The 17,295-nt window shown below is 64.6% G+C and carries 18 protein-coding genes; 6 read left to right on the forward strand and 12 right to left on the reverse strand.

From position 1 onward, the window contains the following. Nucleotides 1-2: 2 nt before the first annotated feature. The 8 genes from ACY8GK_RS04480 to ACY8GK_RS04515 all read right to left on the reverse strand — a co-directional run bounded on the left by ACY8GK_RS04480 (nt 3) and on the right by ACY8GK_RS04515 (nt 6,739). Nucleotides 3-755 carry a GntR family transcriptional regulator gene (locus tag ACY8GK_RS04480; RefSeq protein WP_196174888.1) on the reverse strand — a complete coding sequence of 251 codons (753 nt, stop codon included), beginning with the start codon at nt 753-755 and terminating at the stop codon, nt 3-5. An 88-nt stretch (nt 756-843) separates the two neighbouring features. Then, on the reverse strand, nt 844-1,233 hold the full coding sequence (locus ACY8GK_RS04485) for a carboxymuconolactone decarboxylase family protein (RefSeq protein WP_196174887.1): 390 nt from the start codon (nt 1,231-1,233) through the stop codon (nt 844-846). A gap of 75 nt (nt 1,234-1,308) precedes the next feature. Beyond that, nucleotides 1,309-1,794, reverse strand: coding sequence for a flavin reductase family protein (locus ACY8GK_RS04490; protein WP_196174886.1), 486 nt, complete (start codon nt 1,792-1,794; stop codon nt 1,309-1,311). A gap of 13 nt (nt 1,795-1,807) precedes the next feature. Then, nucleotides 1,808-3,289 (reverse strand): aldehyde dehydrogenase, encoded by a 1,482-nt coding sequence (locus tag ACY8GK_RS04495; RefSeq protein WP_462402437.1) that lies wholly within the window; start codon nt 3,287-3,289, stop codon nt 1,808-1,810. Next, nucleotides 3,286-4,119 (reverse strand): alpha/beta fold hydrolase, encoded by an 834-nt coding sequence (locus tag ACY8GK_RS04500; protein WP_196174884.1) that lies wholly within the window; start codon nt 4,117-4,119, stop codon nt 3,286-3,288. Before ACY8GK_RS04500 ends, ACY8GK_RS04495 begins: the two co-directional genes overlap by 4 nt. A gap of 60 nt (nt 4,120-4,179) precedes the next feature. Beyond that, entirely contained in the window at nt 4,180-4,776 is a 597-nt protein-coding gene (locus ACY8GK_RS04505) for an amino acid synthesis family protein (protein WP_133327025.1), read from the reverse strand. A gap of 348 nt (nt 4,777-5,124) precedes the next feature. Then, nucleotides 5,125-6,168 (reverse strand): LLM class flavin-dependent oxidoreductase, encoded by a 1,044-nt coding sequence (locus tag ACY8GK_RS04510; RefSeq protein ID WP_196174883.1) that lies wholly within the window; start codon nt 6,166-6,168, stop codon nt 5,125-5,127. A gap of 85 nt (nt 6,169-6,253) precedes the next feature. Continuing rightward, nucleotides 6,254-6,739, reverse strand: a complete 486-nt coding sequence (locus ACY8GK_RS04515; protein WP_196174882.1) for a flavin reductase family protein — start codon at nt 6,737-6,739, stop codon at nt 6,254-6,256. Between the two features lie 305 nt (nt 6,740-7,044). Between ACY8GK_RS04515 and ACY8GK_RS04520 the strand changes: the two genes are divergently transcribed. After that, nucleotides 7,045-8,448, forward strand: a complete 1,404-nt coding sequence (locus tag ACY8GK_RS04520; protein ID WP_196174881.1) for a purine-cytosine permease family protein — start codon at nt 7,045-7,047, stop codon at nt 8,446-8,448. A 127-nt stretch (nt 8,449-8,575) separates the two neighbouring features. On the opposite strand, the gene ACY8GK_RS04525 is transcribed toward ACY8GK_RS04520, so the two are convergent. Beyond that, entirely contained in the window at nt 8,576-9,481 is a 906-nt protein-coding gene (locus ACY8GK_RS04525; protein ID WP_196174880.1) for an AraC family transcriptional regulator, read from the reverse strand. A gap of 101 nt (nt 9,482-9,582) precedes the next feature. On the opposite strand from ACY8GK_RS04525, the gene ACY8GK_RS04530 reads away from it, so the two are divergent. From ACY8GK_RS04530 to ACY8GK_RS04550, 5 genes are read left to right on the forward strand one after another with little or no spacing between them, the layout of a single operon-like run. Further along, nucleotides 9,583-10,140, forward strand: a complete 558-nt coding sequence (locus tag ACY8GK_RS04530) for a carboxymuconolactone decarboxylase family protein (RefSeq protein WP_196174879.1) — start codon at nt 9,583-9,585, stop codon at nt 10,138-10,140. Between the two features lie 47 nt (nt 10,141-10,187). Beyond that, nucleotides 10,188-11,252 carry an acyl-CoA dehydrogenase family protein gene (locus ACY8GK_RS04535; RefSeq protein ID WP_196174878.1) on the forward strand — a complete coding sequence of 355 codons (1,065 nt, stop codon included), beginning with the start codon at nt 10,188-10,190 and terminating at the stop codon, nt 11,250-11,252. Then, complete coding sequence (locus ACY8GK_RS04540) at nt 11,249-12,076, forward strand: ABC transporter ATP-binding protein (protein WP_196174877.1); 828 nt, start codon at nt 11,249-11,251, stop codon at nt 12,074-12,076. Before ACY8GK_RS04535 ends, ACY8GK_RS04540 begins: the two co-directional genes overlap by 4 nt. Continuing rightward, nucleotides 12,063-13,265, forward strand: coding sequence for an ABC transporter substrate-binding protein (locus ACY8GK_RS04545; RefSeq protein ID WP_462402438.1), 1,203 nt, complete (start codon nt 12,063-12,065; stop codon nt 13,263-13,265). Before ACY8GK_RS04540 ends, ACY8GK_RS04545 begins: the two co-directional genes overlap by 14 nt. Then, the gene (locus ACY8GK_RS04550) at nt 13,265-14,020 is read left to right on the forward strand and encodes an ABC transporter permease (protein WP_196174875.1); all 756 of its coding nucleotides are present in this window, start codon (nt 13,265-13,267) and stop codon (nt 14,018-14,020) included. The genes ACY8GK_RS04545 and ACY8GK_RS04550 overlap by 1 nt, the downstream gene beginning before the upstream one ends. 45 nt (nt 14,021-14,065) lie before the next feature. Here the strand turns inward: ACY8GK_RS04550 and ACY8GK_RS04555 are convergent, their stop codons facing one another. From ACY8GK_RS04555 to ACY8GK_RS04565, 3 genes are all read right to left on the reverse strand, one after another. Then, nucleotides 14,066-14,752, reverse strand: a complete 687-nt coding sequence (locus ACY8GK_RS04555) for a GNAT family N-acetyltransferase (RefSeq protein ID WP_196174874.1) — start codon at nt 14,750-14,752, stop codon at nt 14,066-14,068. Between the two features lie 278 nt (nt 14,753-15,030). Then, complete coding sequence (locus ACY8GK_RS04560; RefSeq protein WP_196174873.1) at nt 15,031-15,678, reverse strand: TIGR04211 family SH3 domain-containing protein; 648 nt, start codon at nt 15,676-15,678, stop codon at nt 15,031-15,033. Between the two features lie 230 nt (nt 15,679-15,908). Then, complete coding sequence (locus ACY8GK_RS04565) at nt 15,909-17,102, reverse strand: hypothetical protein (RefSeq protein WP_462402439.1); 1,194 nt, start codon at nt 17,100-17,102, stop codon at nt 15,909-15,911. Nucleotides 17,103-17,295: the final 193 nt, after the last annotated feature.

Consider the following 17,295-nt stretch of genomic DNA (forward strand, 5'->3'; position numbering starts at 1 on the left):
GTTCAGCGACCTATGCGAGGGTCCTTGAGGGCCAGGGGTTCGACGATGTCACGCACCTTGGCGTTGTCGTTCTGTTTCTGGCGCAAGTAGTCCAGGGCAACCTTGGCGGCGGCGCGTACGTGGTCGACCGAGGCCTGGTGCGCGGCCAGCGGGTCGCCGCTCTTGATCGCCTCGACGAGCTTTTCCATTTCGAGGTTGCTGGCCCCGCGGCGATTGGCCTGGGACACCGAAGTGGCGCGCAGGTAGCTGATGCGGGCCTGCAACTGACGCAGCTGGGTCGCCGCCACATGGTTGCCGGAACCTTCGAGCAGCACGTTGTAGAAGCCCTGCACCGAATCGAGCACCTGCTGCAGTTCGCCTTCTTCCAAGGCCTCGCGGTTTTCCTCGAGCGCGCGTTCCAGGGCCCGGATGTCCTTGGCCTTGGCATTGAGAGTGAACAGCTGCACGATCAGCCCTTCGAGCACGCAGCGCAGCTCGTAGATATCGCGGGCGTCCTCCAGGGTGATGATCGCCACGCGCGGCCCCTTGGCGTCGGCGAACTCCACCAGCCCTTCGGACTCCAGGTGTCGCAACGCTTCGCGAACCGAAGTGCGGCTGACACCCAGGCGGTCGCAGAGGTCACGCTCGACCAGGCGGTCGCCCGGCAGCAGGTGGAAATTCATGATCGCCCCGCGCAACTTGTCGAGCACGATTTCGCGCAGGGTAACGGGGTTGCGGTTGACCTTGAAACTGTCGTCGAGAGGCTGGCGTTTCATCGAGTGCGCTCTGAATGAGGCTGCCTACCCTGGCCATGGGAACGCCGCGAACCCGGGCGCTCCTTGCAGTGGTTCGAACAGCCCGTTGTTAACGGGTTTGCTCCGCGTCGGCTTCGGCGAACGCCTCGCGGGCCAGGCGGAAGCTGTCCACCGCCGCGGGTACGCCGCAATAGATGCCGACCTGGAGCAGGATTTCGCGAATCTGTTCACGGCTCAGGCCATTACGCAAGGCGCCGCGAATGTGCAGCTTGAGTTCGTGAGGCCGGTTGAGCGCGGAAATCATGGCCAAGTTTATCATGCTGCGCTCCTGGAGCGACAAACCGTCACGACCCCAGACGTGGCCCCAGCAGTATTCGGTGACCAGCTCCTGCAGCGGTCGATTGAAATCATCGGCGTTCTGGATCGAGCGCTCGACATAGTCCTCGCCCAGCACCTGGGTGCGGATGGCCAGGCCTTTCTCGTACTTCTCGTTGCTCATCTGCCGTGCTCCTGCAGTCAGTGAAAAAGAGGGTCGCAACCGAGGGTGATGGCCGGCGCAACCCTCGAAAGCGAATCAGCCAAGCGGTGGCAGGGCGCCGAGCTTGCCTTTGTGGTAGACCATGGGTGTGACCGGATCGGCGGGCAAGATCAGGTTCCTGACCGCGCCGACGATGATTGCATGGTCGCCGCCATCGTACTCGCGCCACAGCTCGCACTCGATCACCGCGGTGGCACCGGGCAACACCGGGTTCCCCAGTGCGCTGAGATGCCACTCGATGCCCTTGGCCTTGTCCTTGCCCTTGCCGGCGAAGGCATAGGCCTCGGCAGTCTGGCCGGCCGCCAGCAGGTGGATGGCGAAGCGCTTGCTGTCACGCAGGATCGGGTAGGTATCGGAGGCGTAGTTCGGGCAGAACAGCACCAGCGCCGGATCGATCGACAGCGCGCTGAAGGCGCTGGCGGTGATGCCGACGATGCCACCCTCGGGGTCCAGGGTGGTGACCACCGTCACGCCGGACGGGAACGAGCCCATCACGTCTTTGTAGATGCCGGGTTCGATCATTTCGCTGCACCTCTCAACGCATCACGAAGGGGTCGGGCATCGGCGCGGTGGACAGGTTGATCCACACGGTCTTCAGCTCGGTGTAGGCGAGCACCGAGTCGATGCCGCTCTCGCGGCCATAGCCGCTGTTCTTGAAGCCACCGATCGGCGCCATGGCCGAAACGGCACGGTAGGTGTTGACCCAGATGATGCCCGAGCGCACATCGCGCGCCAGGCGATGGGCGCGACCGAGATCACGGGTCCAGATACCGGCGGCCAGGCCGAACTGCGAATCGTTGGCGATCGCCAGGGCCTCTTCCTCGGTCTTGAAGCGGATCACCGCCGCGACCGGGCCGAACACTTCTTCCTGCATGATCTTCATCGAGTTGCTGTCGCACTCGAACAGGGTCGGCTCGTAGAACCAGCCGTCACCTTCGACCTCGGCACGCTTGCCGCCCATGCGCAGCTTGGCGCCTTCGGCGTTGGCCGCGGCCACCAGGCCTTCGACCACGGCCAACTGCTGGGCAGTGGCCATCGGCCCCATCTCGCTCTGGTCGTCCTGTGGGTTGCCGATGCGGATGCGCCTGGCGCGTTCGATCAGGCGCTCGACGAATTCATCGAAGATCTCCTCCTGTACCAGCAGGCGCGAGCCGGCCACGCAGCTTTGTCCGGAGGCGGCATAGATGCCGGCTACCGCGCCGTTGATGGCGCTGTCCAGGTCGGCGTCGGCGAAGATGATGTTCGGCGACTTGCCACCCAGTTCCAATGACAGCTTGGCGAAATTCTCGGCGCTGCTGCGCACCACGTGGCGAGCGGTGGCGGCACCGCCCGTGAAGGCGATTTTGCGTACCAGCGGGTGACGGGTGAGGGCCGCGCCGGTGCTGGGGCCGAAGCCGGTGACGACATTGACCACGCCTGGCGGGAAGCCGGCTTCCAGGGCCAGGCGAGCCAGTTCGAGAATGGTCGCCGAGGCATGCTCGGAGGGCTTGAGCACGATGGTGTTGCCAGCGGCCAGGGCCGGAGCCAGCTTGATCGCGGTCAGGTACAGCGGGCTGTTCCAGGGGATGATCCCGGCCACCACGCCGATCGGCTCGTGCACGGTGTAGGCGAACAGGTCCGGCTTGTCCAGCGGCAAGGTGCCGCCTTCGAGCTTGTCGGCAAGCCCTGCGGTGTAGTGGAAGAATTCTGGCAGGTAGCCGACCTGGCCGCGCGTCTCGCGGATCAGCTTGCCGTTGTCGCGGCTCTCGAGCTGGGCCAGGTGTTCCTTGTTCTCGGCGATCAGGTCGCCCAGGCGACGCAGCAGCTTGCCGCGTACGGTGGCGGTCAGCCCGCGCCAGGCCTTGCTCTCGAAGGCACGCTGGGCCGACTGCACGGCCAGCTCGACATCGGCTTCGTCGGCATCGGGCAATTGCGCCCAGGCTTGTGCGGTGGCCGGGTCGAGGCTGTCGAAGGTCTTGCCGCTCTGTGCATCCTGCCATTGGCCGTCGATGCACATCTGGAAACGAACGAGGGTCATGCCACAATCCCCTTGGCGGATTCGGTGAGGGTGCGGGCGTGGCCAAGGAAGTCCAGGAGCATCCTGTTGACTTCGCGCGGCGCTTCCACCGGCATCATGTGTCGTTGCTCGGCCAGTACCACGCTGCGCGCACCAGGAATGCGCGCGGCGAGCTGGCGGGCCATGGTCGGCGTCGAGCCCTGGTCGAGCTCCCCGGTGGCGATCAGGGTCGGCACCTGGATGCTGCCCAGCTCGTCGGCACGATACATGTCCTGGGTGGCGAACAGCGAGTAGGTCGTGTGGTAGCCCTGCGGGTCGTTGCCGGCCAGCACCTGGCGAATGGCAGCGACCTGCGCCGGGTTGGCGGCCTTGTATTCACGGCTGAACCAGCGCTCCAGGGCAGCGTCGACGTTGGCGTCGGGGCCCAGCTCGGCAGCCTGGGCGGCGCGGGCGATGACGCCGGCGCTCTGCTCGGGCGTGCGATTGAACACGCTGTTGAGCACCACCAGCGCGGCCAGGCGCTGTGGGTAGTGCAGGGCGAAGGCGCGCGCGACCAGGCCGCCCATGGAGAAGCCGATCACCGTGGCCTGCCTGACCTGCAGGTGATCGAGCAGCTCCACCAGCTGGGCGGCATAGCCTGCCAGGTCGGTACCGACGTCCGGGCGCGGGCTCTGGCCATGACCGAGCATGTCGTAGGCGATGACGCGGTAGTCGTTGGCCAGGCCGACGAACTGCCCGCCCCACATTTCCTTGTTCAGGCCCACGCCGTGGATCAGCACCACGGGTTGGCCCTGGCCGAGGCTCAGGTAACTGGTCCCGGCCGGTGTACGTTCAGCAGCAGGCTGAATCATGGACGGCGCTCCTTGATGAGCGGGCGGCGCGTATGGCGCGCCCGGCCCGTCTGGTTGTCGTTATTGAGCGTTGGCTTTTTCAGCCGCCAGTTCTTCCAGGTCGATGTAGCGGTTGCCGATGCGCGGATGCAGGCGGCCGCCGTCGGAGGCGCCCAGGACAACGACGATCTCGTCGGCGCGCGGAGCATCTTCGATCTGCATTTCCAGGGTGATGTAGTGCGAGCGCAGGCCTTCGTCGTCCTTCTGCATCATCGGGATCTGAATCGAGGTGCCAGGGCCGCCGCGCTTGTTGGTGAAGCTCAGGTAGCTCTTGGCCTGGACCGCTTCACGATAGTGGTTGCCGAAGCGCAGAGTATGGATCACGGCCGAGGCATGCTCGATCTCGCCGTCGGCACCGACCACGGCCGCCTTGCCATAAGCCTCGATCTTGTCGGCGCCGCCGATCGCGGCAGTCAGGCGCTCGACCATCAGCGCGCCCAGCTCGGAGCAGTTGGCACGGATTTCCGGCTTGAGGTCCTCGACAAAACCGCGGCCCGCCCAAGGGTTCTTGATCACGACGGCCAGGCCGACCATGGTCACCGGCTTGTCGGTGGCCTTGCCACCTTCGATGCGGGTTTCTTCGGAGTAGGTGACGATCTTGCGGATTTCGAAACTCATGAGCGGCTCCAATGAGGTTGTTCGGATCTTGTTGTCTGATGGTATACCATAATATTGGCAGTGCAAGAGGGGTACGTGAAAAATCCTTGGCGGGGAGGGTAAGCGCATCACGAGCGCATTCGCCGGCCAGCGCGGCCGGTTTGGCGCCCTGGCGGCCGCCAGCTGTGGGAGCGGCAATCGCCGGGGCCCGGCTCGGCCGCGCAGCAACCTCGGGATCCAGCCGGCGACAAGGGCGTGAACAGGCTCAAGGGACGGTCGTCTCTACCGTCCGAGTCGCGCCAGCGCCCGGTCTGGTGACGCGTAGCTCGGCCTGCCGAAGGGACCGGCCTCTGGCCGGTCCTCGCGCACTCAGCTGAACGCCGGCACCACTTCCTTGATGAACAGCTCCAGCGACTTCTTCTTCTGGGCATGCGGCAGGCTGTTGTCGCACCAGAAACTGAACTCGTCGACGCCCAGCTCCTGGTAGTACCTGATCCGCGCGATGATTTCCTCCGGCGTGCCGATCATGGTGTTCTTGCGAATGTTCTCCAGCTCGAACGCTGGGACTTCGGCGAACTTGGACTCAGGGCTGGGTTCGAGGAAACCATTGACCGGCGTGGTCTTGTTGCCGAACCAGGCATCGAAGGTGCGATAGAAGCGCGAGATCGCCTGTGCGCCGACCTTCCAGCCTTCCGGCTCGGACGGGCTGTGTACGTGGGTATGACGCAACACCATCAGCTGCGGGCGTGACACGTCAGGGTTGTTGTCCAGCGCGGCCTGGAACTTGTTCCTCAGGTCCAGGACTTCCTCGTCGCCTTTCATCAGCGGGGTGACCATGACATTGCAGCCGTTCTTCACCGCGAAATTGTGCGAGTCAGGGTCGCGCGCGGCGATCCACATCGGCGGCAGGTCCTTCTGCATCGGCTTCGGCACGCTGGTGGACGTCGGGAACTTGTACACCTCGCCCTCGAAGGCGTAGTCGCCTTTCCACAGTTCGCGCACCGCCGGGACCATCTCGCGCAGCGCCTTGCCGCCGTCGGTGGCCGGCATGCCGCCAGCCATGCGGTCGAATTCGAACTGGTAGGCGCCACGGGCCAGGCCTACTTCCATGCGACCATTGCTGATCACGTCGAGCAGGGCGCATTCACCCGCGACGCGAATCGGGTTCCAGAAGGGCGCGATGATGGTGCCGGCGCCCAGGCGGATCTTCTCGGTGCGCGCGGCCAGGTAGGCCAGCAGTGGCATGGGGCTTGGCGAGATGGTGTATTCCATGGCGTGGTGTTCGCCGATCCACACGGTGCTGAAACCGCCGCTTTCGGCCATCAGGGTCAGTTCGGTCAGGTCTTCGAACAGCTGGCGGTGGCTGACCTGTTCATCCCAACGTTCCATGTGCACGAACAACGAAAATTTCATGGGGCATTCCTCGGTACTTGTAATTGTCGCCCGGCAGGGCAGGGGCGTCGCGACGGGTGCGCCTGGCACCCGTGCCAGGGAGCGTTCAGGCCAGGGCCGGCAGGCTGGCCATCTTGCCGCGGCAATAGACCATGGGGCTTGGCGCTTCGACTGGAACGATCAGGTTCTGCACCTTGCCGACCATGATCGCGTGGTCGCCGCCTTCGTATTCACGCCATAGCTCGCATTCGATGATCGCCGTGGCGTTGGCCAACAGCGGGTTGCCACGTTCGCTCAAGCTCCACTCGATGCCTTGCGCCTTGTCCTTGCCCTTTCGTGCGAAGGCATAGGCTTCGGCCTGTTGCTCGCCGGACAGCAAGTGGATGGCGAAGCGCTTGTTGCGGATCAGCACGGGGTAGGAGTCGGAACTGTAGTTGGGGCAGAACAGGACCAGAGGCGGATCCATCGAAAGCGAAGAGAAGGCGCTGGCGGTAAGGCCGACGATCGAACCATCGTCGTCCAGGGTGGTGATGACCGTGACGCCGGACGGGAACGAGCCCAGGACGTTCTTGTAGACGGTTGCGTCGATCATGGCGGGATCCTCGTATGGGTCGCGTTTTTATAGTTGATGTGTCTGATGGTATACCGTAATACTCGATTTGCAAGCAGAATTTTCAGGCTATCAGAAAACACGATGAGCGGCTGGAGGCCGCGTAATACAAGGCTTGTGTGGGATGAAGTGATTACTGGTAGCTTGGCGGAAACGGATCAGCTGGCGATCTTTCCTACGGATCAGTGTTGTCAAAAGTTTGGAATACCATAATATGGTCCTCAGCTGAGAGGCCGCCCTGAGCGGTTTCCTTACAAAGATAAAAACGACCTTTCGAGCTGAAACCTATGTCCCAACCGTCGTCGCAACACCAGTTTGTCGAAAACCACACGGTCGATTACGTTCCACCTGCCGAGCGCCATGGGAAGGCGCGCGACCTGTTCACCCTCTGGTTCAGCACCAATATCGCGCCTCTGCCGATCGTTACCGGCGCGATGGTGGTCCAGGTATTCCACCTGAACCTGTTGTGGGGGCTGGTCGCCATCGTCATGGGTCATCTGATCGGGGGCGTGGTCATCGCTCTGGCCTCTGCGCAGGGACCGCAGCTGGGCATTCCGCAGATGGTCCAGAGCCGCGGGCAGTTCGGTCGCTACGGCGCCTTGCTGATCGTCTTCTTCACGGCGCTGATCTATGTCGGTTTCTTCATCTCCAACATCGTCCTGGCGGGCAAGAGCATCCATGGCATCGCCCCGAGCGTGCCGATGCCCGGCGCCATCGTCCTCGGCGCGCTGAGCGCGACCGCCATCGGCGTGATCGGCTACCGTTTCATTCACACCCTCAATCGTATCGGTACCTGGGTCATGGGCTCGGCGCTGCTGGCCGGTTTCGTGATGATGTTCGCCCAGGAGCTGCCCGCCGATTTCTTCAGCCGTGGCGCGTTCAACCTCTCCGGCTTCATCGCCACTGTATCGCTGGGCACCATCTGGCAGATCAGCTTCTCGCCCTATACCTCCGACTACTCGCGTTATCTGCCGCGTGAAGTGGGCATCGCCAGGCCGTTCTGGGCCACCTACTTCGGTGCTACCCTAGGTACGATCCTGTGCTTCAGCTTCGGTGCGGTGGCCGTGCTGTGCGTGCCGCAAGGTACCGACGCGATGGATGCCGTCAAGCAGGCCACTGGTTGGCTGGGGCCGATCCTGATGGTGCTGTTCCTGCTCAATATCATCAGCCACAACGCCCTCAACCTGTACGGCGCGGTGCTGTCGATCGTCACCGCGATCCAGACCTTCTTTGCCCAGTGGACCCCAAGCGTCAAGGTGCGGGTGATGCTCGCCTCGGTGATCCTGCTCGGCTGCGGCCTGGTCGCGCTCAACGCCTCGGCCGACTTCATCGGCCAGTTCATCGGCCTGATCCTGGCGCTGTTGCTGGTCCTGGTGCCATGGGCCTCGATCAACCTGATCGACTTCTACCTGATCAAGAAGGGCCAGTACGACATCGCCTCGATCTTCCGTGCCGACGGCGGGATCTACGGTCGCTTCAACCACCACGCGATCATTGCCTATGCCTGCGGCATCCTCGTGCAGTTGCCGTTCGCCAACACCGCGCTGTACGTCGGGCCGTACTCGAACCTGGTCGAAGGGGCTGACCTGTCGTGGCTGTTCGGGCTGCTGGTGACCTGCCCGCTGTACTATTGCCTGGCAACACGCGGGCAGAGCCAGAAAGCCGCTTGCGTGGCCAGCGTAAGCGAGTGATCGGCATCACGCAGGCTGGCTGGCCTTGCGAAACGGCTCCGCTGCGTCGATCCGTTTCGTCTGGGCCAACCTCGGACCTTGCCTGACCTCCTCCAGCATGGCCTCCAGCACCGAGCCCCTGTGCCCGCTAGCCGGCGCGCTGGCGTCGATACGCGCCAGGCTGCACGCCCACGGCCTTGGCAAACGCCCGCGTGAAGGCGGCGACCGACTGATAGCCCACTTCGGCGGCTGCCTGCTCCACCGTCCTGCCGCCGCGCAACGCCTGGCAGGCGTGGCGGATGCGCAAGGCCAGCAGTACCTGCCCAGGGGATTGTCCCGCCAACTCGGTGAATCGCTTGATGAAGGCCGAGCGAGACAGTCCGGTACAGGCTGCCATCGACTCCATGGGCCAGGGCGCGCCTGGACGTTCGATCAACCGCTCCAGCAGCCCCGCGAACGCTTCGTGTCGGGCCAGGGCCAGCAGTCCGCCGAGCATCGCTTCGTCATGCACTTGCTGACGCAGTACATAAAGGAAGAGCAACTGGGTAAGGCGCTCAAGCAATGTCCGTGATGGCTGCCCGCTTCGGCACTCGTCGAGGATCAGTTCGAACAGCGCTCGGGCTGCCCTGACATCAGGATTCCCTGCGCGCAGGATGATCCAGTCGCCGAGTCCCTCGATGACCAGCGAAGACAAGCCCGGCTGGAAGTCGAAGAAGCCGCAGACCAGGCCGACCCCGTCGCCCGCGGCAGGGTCCAGTGGCTGCATGGCCGGGCGAGGCTGGGCGCAGGCTTGCGCCCGCTGCGGATCGCCAGACAGCCGATACGCCACGTCGCGCAACAGGAAGACCGCGTCACCGCTCTCCAGGGCAATGGCTTGGCGATGATCATCGAGGTGCAGCCAGCAGCGCCCTTGCACCACCAGATGGAAACTGGCCCTGCCCATGCCGTGGGTGGTCGCATGCCAGCCTCCGCAGTAGCGGCCCACGTGGAACAGGCTCGCATCCAGCTCGAGATTCTCTAATAACCAATCGATCAGCTGGCAGGAAGAAATCATCTAATGCAAAGACTCATGAGCAAGGAAAAGCGACTGAAGAATATGGAGGGTACTTCTTATAACCGGGAAACTATAGAGATCCACGTCAAGGAGAGCACTACATGTCCCGGATCACTCTACATACCCTGCAAAGCGCCCCGGAAGCGGCCCGTCCGTTTCTCGAGAACGCCCAGAAGAACTCCGGCTTCATTCCCAACCTGCTGGGCATTCTGGCCAATGCCCCGGCAGCTCTGGAGACCTATGTCACTGTCTCGGCCCTCAACGGCAAGTCCGAGCTGAGCCTGGCCGAGCGTGAAGTGGTGCAACTGATCGCCGCCACCGGCCACGGCTGCGATTTCTGCGTCGCCGGCCATACCGCCGTGGCCCTGAACAAGGCCAGGTTACCCCAGGAAGTGGTCGATGCCCTGCGCGCCCGTGGCGAACTGCCAGATGCGCGTTACGAAGCCCTGGCCGAATTCGCCCGCCAGGTGATCGCCACGCGCGGCAACGTCAGCGAAGCCACCTATCAGGCGTTTCGCCAGGCCGGCTATAGCGAAGGCAATGCCCTGGAGGTGATTCTCGGGGTAAGCCTGGCGACCCTGTGCAATTTTGCTAATGTGTTCGCCCAGACCCCGCTCAACGACGAGCTGGCCCGCTATCGCTGGGAGCCTTCGGCTTGACCGGACGCGGTGCCGGCCTGGCCGGCGCAATCGAAAGGAGCAGCAACATGCTTGATTCCGCATTTCGTCAATGGCTGGATGCCAATGCCGAGGCGATCGACCAGGGTGATTACGACCCGCAACATGTCCTGGCCCATATCGCCGATTCGCAACTGCTGCGTATCGGCGTGGCACCTTCGTTGGGCGGGGCCGGCGGGGATACCGGCGAGGCGGTGGAGGCCATCGCCGCCATCGCCAGCCGCTCCCTGGCCAGCGCTTTCGTCTGCTGGGGGCAGCGGGCTTTCATCGAATACCTCCTGCACAGTCCGAACCAGGCACTGCGCGAGCGGCTGCTCCCAGACCTGCTGAGCGGCGCGCTAGCCGGCGCCACTGGCTTGTCCAACGCCATGAAATACTTGTCGGGCATCGAATCGTTGCAGCTGCGTGCCAGCGCCGAGCCGGATGGCTGGTCGCTGCAAGGACGCCTGCACTGGGTCACCAACCTGCGCAAGGGCAACTTCGTGGTGGCGGCTGCCATCGAGGCCGCCGAGGACGGCGCGCCTTTCGTGCTGGCCATTCCCTCCGACGCCCAGGGTCTGGAGCGCTCCGATGATCTCCTGCTGATGGGATTGCAGTCGAGCAATACGGCTGCCTTGGCGTTCCATGACGTGAAGCTGGGCCGCCAGTGGCTGCTGCATGACAATGCTCGCCAGTTCCTGCCCCAGGTACGACCGGCGTTCCTGGCCTTGCAGTGCGGCATGGCCATCGGCCTGGCCCGGCGGGCCCTCGATGAAACCCAATGGCATTTGCAGGGGCGCGCCTCGTTCATCGAGCAAGCCCAGCGCGTGCTGGCCGACCGCTTGGAGAATACCGTCGGCGAGCTCAAGCGGGGCCTGGCCGATGGGCGCTTTCTGGAGCGCCCGGCTGCGTTGTTCAAGCTGCGCATCATCCTGGCCGAATGCGCCGCCGATGCCGTGCAGTTCGAGCTGCAGGCCAGTGGTGGCAAAGCCTACCTGAGCGCCTATGGCGAAGGCTTCGCTCGCCGCTGGCGCGAGTCGGCCTTCGTGCCGATCGTCACGCCAAGCCTGGTGCAGTTGCGCGCCGAGTTGCACCGCCAGGCGGGCACGGCATGAGGCAGGCGATGCTCGAAGCGCGCCAGGTCAGCCTGGGCTACCCTCGTGGCCAGGATTGGCAGCCGGTGCTGGAGGCCTTCGACCTGCAGCTGGCGCCGGGCGAGGTGGTCAGCATCCTCGGCCCCAGCGGGGTAGGCAAGTCGAGCCTGCTGCGGGTGCTGGCGGGCCTGCAGCCAGCCGCCAGCGGCAGCGTGTCGCTGCATGGCGAACCCTTGCAGGGGCCGCATCCGCGCCTGGCCGTCGCCTTCCAGGATCCAAGCCTGTTGCCCTGGCTGAGCCTGGAGGGCAACGTCGCCTTCGGACTGGATTTCGCCCGCCAGCCGAAGCTGTCGAGCGCCGAGCGTCGCAGCCGGATCGAGCATGCCATCGAGGCTGTCGGTCTGGCTCATGCCAGGCAGCAGTACCCGGCTCAACTATCCGGCGGCATGGCCCAGCGCACGGCCCTGGCCCGTTGCCTGGCACGTCGCCCGCAAGTGCTGTTGCTCGACGAGCCGTTCGGAGCGCTTGACGAGGTGACTCGCGCCGACATGCAACAGCTGCTGCTCAGGCTGATCGAGACCCACGATACGGCAGCCGTCCTGATCACCCATGACATCGACGAAGCCTTGCTGTTGTCCGATCGGGTCCTGCTGCTGGGCAACCGGCCGGCCAGCATCCTTGGCCAGTGGTCGATCGACCTGCCGCAGCCGCGCGCGCAGCGGGTCGAGGAGCTCGGCGCCTTGCGCATCGAGATCCTCAAGACCTTGCGCCAGGCCAGCCGCGCTGCCGAACCCCACCATTCCCCTGTGCCGTTACCGTCGGAGACTGTCCATGTGCATGGATGACTGCTGTTCTTCTTCCCGCCGCGATTTCCTCAAGGCCAGTGCCCTTTTCACCGCCGCCGGCGCCTTGCCGCTGCTGGCCAGCCTGCAGGCACGCGCGGCCGCCGAGCCGGACGCGCCAGTGCGTATCGGCTACCTGCCGATCACCGATGCGACCCCGTTGCTGGTGGCCCACAACAATGGCCTGTTCGAGGCCGAGGGCATCAAGGCCGAGCGCCCGGTACTGCTGCGCAGCTGGGCGCAAGTGATCGAGGCGTTCATTTCTGGCCAGGTCAATGTCATACACTTGTTGTCGCCGATGACCGTCTGGGCGCGCTACGGCAGCAAGGTGCCAGCCAAGGTGGTGGCCTGGAATCACGTCGGCGGCTCTGGGCTCACCGTTGCCCCGGACATCGACGACCTCCGGCAGCTTGGCGGCAAGACCGTGGCCATTCCGTTCTGGTACTCGATCCACAACGTGGTGCTGCAACAGATGCTGGCCGACAGCGGGCTTGCCCCTGTGTCCAGGCCTGCTGGCGCCGCGCTGGCAGTCAACGAGGTCAACCTGCTGGTGCTACCGCCCTCGGACATGCCGCCCGCCCTGGCCAGCAAGCGCATCGCTGGCTATATCGTCGCCGAGCCGTTCAATGCCCTGGCCGAGAACCTCAAGGTCGGCCGCGTGCAGCGCTTTACCGGCGACGTCTGGCGCAACCATGCCTGCTGCGTGGTGTTCATGCACGAGCGTGACCTCAATGACCGTCCCGACTGGTCGCAGAAAGTGGTCAACGCCATCGTCAAGGCTCAGCAATGGACTCGCGAGCATCGCGCCGAGGCTGCGGCGCTGCTGTCCAAGGCCGGTCCGAACAGGTACACCCCGCATGAGCCGGCTGTGTTGAACAAGGTCCTGGCGCCAGCGGCCGGAGACCGTGCCGGCTACGTCGCCAGCGGCGCGATCCAGCACCAGCAATGGGATGAAAAACGTATCGACTTCCAGCCCTATCCGTTCCCCAGCTATACCGAAGAGCTGGTCAAGCGCCTGAAAAATACCCTGATCGAAGGGCCGAGCGATTTCCTGGCGGCGCTGGATCCGGCGCAAACCGCCCGCGACCTGGTGGATGATCGTTTCGTGCGCAATGCCATCGCCGCCGTCGGTGGTCCCTCGGTGTTCGGCATCGCCGACAGTTTCGAGCGTAGCGAGGAGTTCGCGGTCTGATGCGTCGACATGTCGTACACGCTGTCCTGGGATCGGCCGGCCTGGCGGGCCTGCTGCTGCTCTGGTGGGCCGGGGTGCAGACGTTTGGCGAGGCCGACGGCCTGTCGGCGCGCTTCTCGCCCCAGGCGACCCTGGCCAGCCTGCTGGAGCTGCTCGGCGATGCCGAGGTCTATGGGCATATCGGGGTCAGCCTCAAGCGCATCCTGGTGGGATTGGCCTTGGCGCTGCTGATCGGCGTGCCGCTGGGACTGCTGGTGGGCAGCTACCGTTACCTGGAGGCGGCGACCACCCCGGCGTTCCAGTTCCTGCGCATGATCTCGCCACTGTCCTGGATGCCGGTTGTGGTCATGCTGATGGGGGTGGGCGACCAGCCGATCTACTTCCTGCTGGCCTTCGCCGCCTTGTGGCCGATTCTGCTCAATACGGCTGCCGGGGTGCGCCAGCTCGATCCGCGCTGGCTGCAACTGTCACGCAGCCTGAGCGCCACCCGCTGGGAAACCCTGCGCAAGGTGATCATCCCTGGCGTGATCGGTCACGTGCTGACCGGTGTGCGCCTGGCCATCGGCATCCTGTGGATCGTCCTGGTGCCCTGCGAAATGCTCGGGGTCAGTGCCGGGCTGGGCTATTTCATCCTCGATACCCGTGATCGGCTGGCCTATTCGGAGCTGATGGCGATGGTGCTGCTGATCGGCGTGCTGGGCTTCATGCTCGATGCGCTGGCACGTGCGCTGCACCGCCGCTGGGTCCACGCTTGATCGACGACCTGCCTGCCGGGGCCGCCCGGCCCTGCAGGACCACGGTCAGTGCACGACCTGACGCAGCCTGACGCACTCCTGCGCTTGCCACTCCAGTTCGTCCAGGTGCTGGTCGCGCAGCACTTCCGCCTCGATCATCGCTTCTTCCCCATGCTGGTTGAGCAAATAGGTATGGATCTGCCGGATTTCGAGGGTCTGGTAGATCGAGGCGATGTCGAGGCGGCCGATCAAGGCATTGCTCGCCAGACCGGTGCTGCTCATCAACACTTGCGGTCCATAGGCTGCCACCACCTGCATGCCCATGGCCTCGAACCAGGGAACCTGGCCGGCGAAGGCATTCAGTTCGACGCAGGCGAATCGCCCGCGCAGGTCGTCCAGCAGCGCCTGGGCAATACCCTGGCGACGGTGGCCGGGTGACACGATCAGGATCGTCAGCGCGCACGACCGGTCATCATCCTCGCCGGGCAGTGCCAGGGCGAAACCGAGCAGCTGGTCGGGCGCATCTCCATTCAGCGCCAGCGTCACCTGCACCTTCAGGCCGCGCGTTGCGTCCAGTGCCTGCAAGTAGTGGTGCACCTCCAGGCCGACCCCGTACTGGTAGAGAGGGTAGAGCAGATTGTCGGGGCGGATCGCCACGCTGCTCAGCTCGCCCACATGGTCGATCACCAGCTGGCGGATCTGGTTCTGGAAGGATTCAGGCGGCATGCCGTCGAGACGGCTCAAGATGAACATGGTTGGGCTCCGGCGGATTTGCGACATCCCGCGAGTGAGCGGGACGCCATATTCTAGCGCAGCGCGCAGCGGCGAAGGGGAGCCGCAAGGCACAAGCTGACCGGAGTGGTCGTTTCGCTTGCTGCCCATTGCGCTGGAGGGTCAGGGCGTCTGGCACGGGTAACAAGGGTCTCGCCAGCCAGCAGGCAAGACTTCGCCAGGCTTGCCAAACCCGGCCAGGCGGCATGATGCCAGAGATGGGTGTTGGTGTGGTGCGCGAGATTCCCGGGCCGCTTCTCTCAGAACCAGCGATCGTTGCGCTTGCGGCCGCGGGTCAGCGCCGGCAGGATCAGCCCGGCCAGCAGGCCGGCACCGGCGATGCTGCCGCCATAGACCATGTAGCGCATCATCACCTGCTTGTTCTCGTCGCCCAGGCGGGCCTGGGTATCGCGCAGGTTGGACTGGGCCTGCTCGAGCTGCTGGCTGAGGTCCTTGTTGCGCGCTTCGAGTTCGGTGATCAGCGACTTGCGCGAATCGAGCGTTTCCTGCATGCCTTGCACACGGTTCTTCCAGTTGTCATCGATGGTCTTGAGCTGGTCGCTCAGCTGGGTCACCTGGGCGTCGAGCTGCGGCAGTCGCTCGTACTGGCCAGGTACCGACTGCAGGTCGCTGGTGGGAATCCATACGACATCGCCGCTCTGGCCGCGAACCTGGCTGTAGTTGCCCTGGGTACCGATCAGCGTCACCTTCTGCCCAGATTTGAGCGTACCGACGATACGGTGGCCATCGGTGGGGCCGCTGCGCACGTAGGTGCTCAAGCTGTCGCTGACCCAGCGTGCGTCGCTGGCAGCGTCTTCGGCATGGGCGGGCGTGGCGATCGCCAGCACGGCGCCGATCAGGCCGCCACGCAGGGCGGCGAGGACAGTGAGGGAGCGGGATTCAGGCATGTTGGTCTTCGCATGTTACAGGACGGATGTAGGCCCGATGACCAGGCCGGCGAACCGGTCGGTGGTTTGACCGTCAGCCAGAGACCGTTTTTATCGATGCAGGTTCACTGCACGGTGTAGGAAATCGCCAGATCCGCGCGAGTCTTTCCGGCGTAGACGCTCGTATTGGCAGCGGGCCTGGACGCTGCCGGATCGCCATGCCGTCGTCAAATGCACCAGCGCGAGCCCGCTCACCGCTCGCGCATGAAGAACCCCGCGACGTACCGGCGGAAAGTCTCCAGGCTCTTGAAGTCGGCATAGCGCTTGAAATGCTCGATGTCCGGCTCTGGGCCGATCGGCTCTTCGAGCAACGACACCGAAAGCACTCGGTCGAGATCGGAGGTCAGGACCAGCTCATCCATCACCGCGCCGCCGATCACCGGCCGACGCATGTGTACCTTGACCCCCTTCGAGGCCATCCAGTCGATCAGCGAGACAAGGGCCTTGAGCGGTTCGCGCTCTTCGTCGCGGTAGACCGGGAACAGATGCCGACGCGACAGTACTGGCACGCTGGCGACATTGATCAGCTGATAGAACTGGCTGCCCGCGGTGGCAGGTGAATACAACGCCAGCGCCAGCAGCGGCCCCTTGGTCAGGGCGCCACCCCAGACCAGGTGGTGCCCCTGGAAGTCGAAACCCTCTTCGCCGCGCGTGGTGACCATCTTGCGCGCCTGGATGCGCTCGACGCAGTCGAGCAGCAGTCCGTGGCGCCTGTGCTTGCCGAACACGGTGGCTTCGCGCAGGCGCGCCTTGAGCATCATCAGGTGCTTCATGTCCAGGCGGGTTTCCAGGTAGTTGCTGGCCGGCACGCGTTCGAACAACGGATAGCGAGCGGCCACGCCGCGCAGTTGCGCGAACTGGCTGGTCAGATCCTTTTTCAGATGGGTGGCGTAGAGATTCAGTCCACTGGCCTCGATCCAGGTCAGCAGCAGCGAGAGCAGCCGTTGCTGCTCGCGCCGATCGCCACCGTCAGCGGGCGCCGCGGCTGCGTTGGCATCGGCCGTGCGGCGGAAGTCGCCAAGCAGGCGCAGGGGAGTATCCGGTGGCAGCCAGGCTGCCGGAGCGCCTGGTTGCTGTTCGCGCTCGGCGGCTTCGCGCTCGTCCTTGGTGAACGGGCAGCCGCTGGCATGCTCGGCGGTGCCGGGGTTGTTCTTCAGGAACAGCGTCCCGGTACTGCCATTGAGCGTGACATTGAGCACGGGCGGCTCATCCGGGCGACAGTCGCAGGCGAGCCAATGGCCTTCGCTGCGGACCTTCATCAGCAACTGGTTGGCCTGCATGACCCGAGGCCCGGAAAGCGTACCCCGGGCGAAGCCGGCAAGAAGCTCCTCTTCGGCCAGGGTGAGGCTTCGTACCAGGTCGGCGTTCTTTTCTATGATCCGCATGCCATCGTCCATCCCAGTCGTCCGGCGTTCCTCTCAGTAAATAGGTTCGAGGGGCAGCCCGCAAGCCGCAGCCGCAAGCTGCAAGCCGCGAGCGGCAAGCAAGAGTGGTCCGAGCCGGGATAAGCGTCTGCGATGAGTTTGCCGTCGCGACGCTGTGCTGCCTTTACCTGCAGCTTGCAGCGCGCCGCTCAAC

It is taken from the genome of Pseudomonas sp. Marseille-QA0332 (assembly GCF_054950175.1).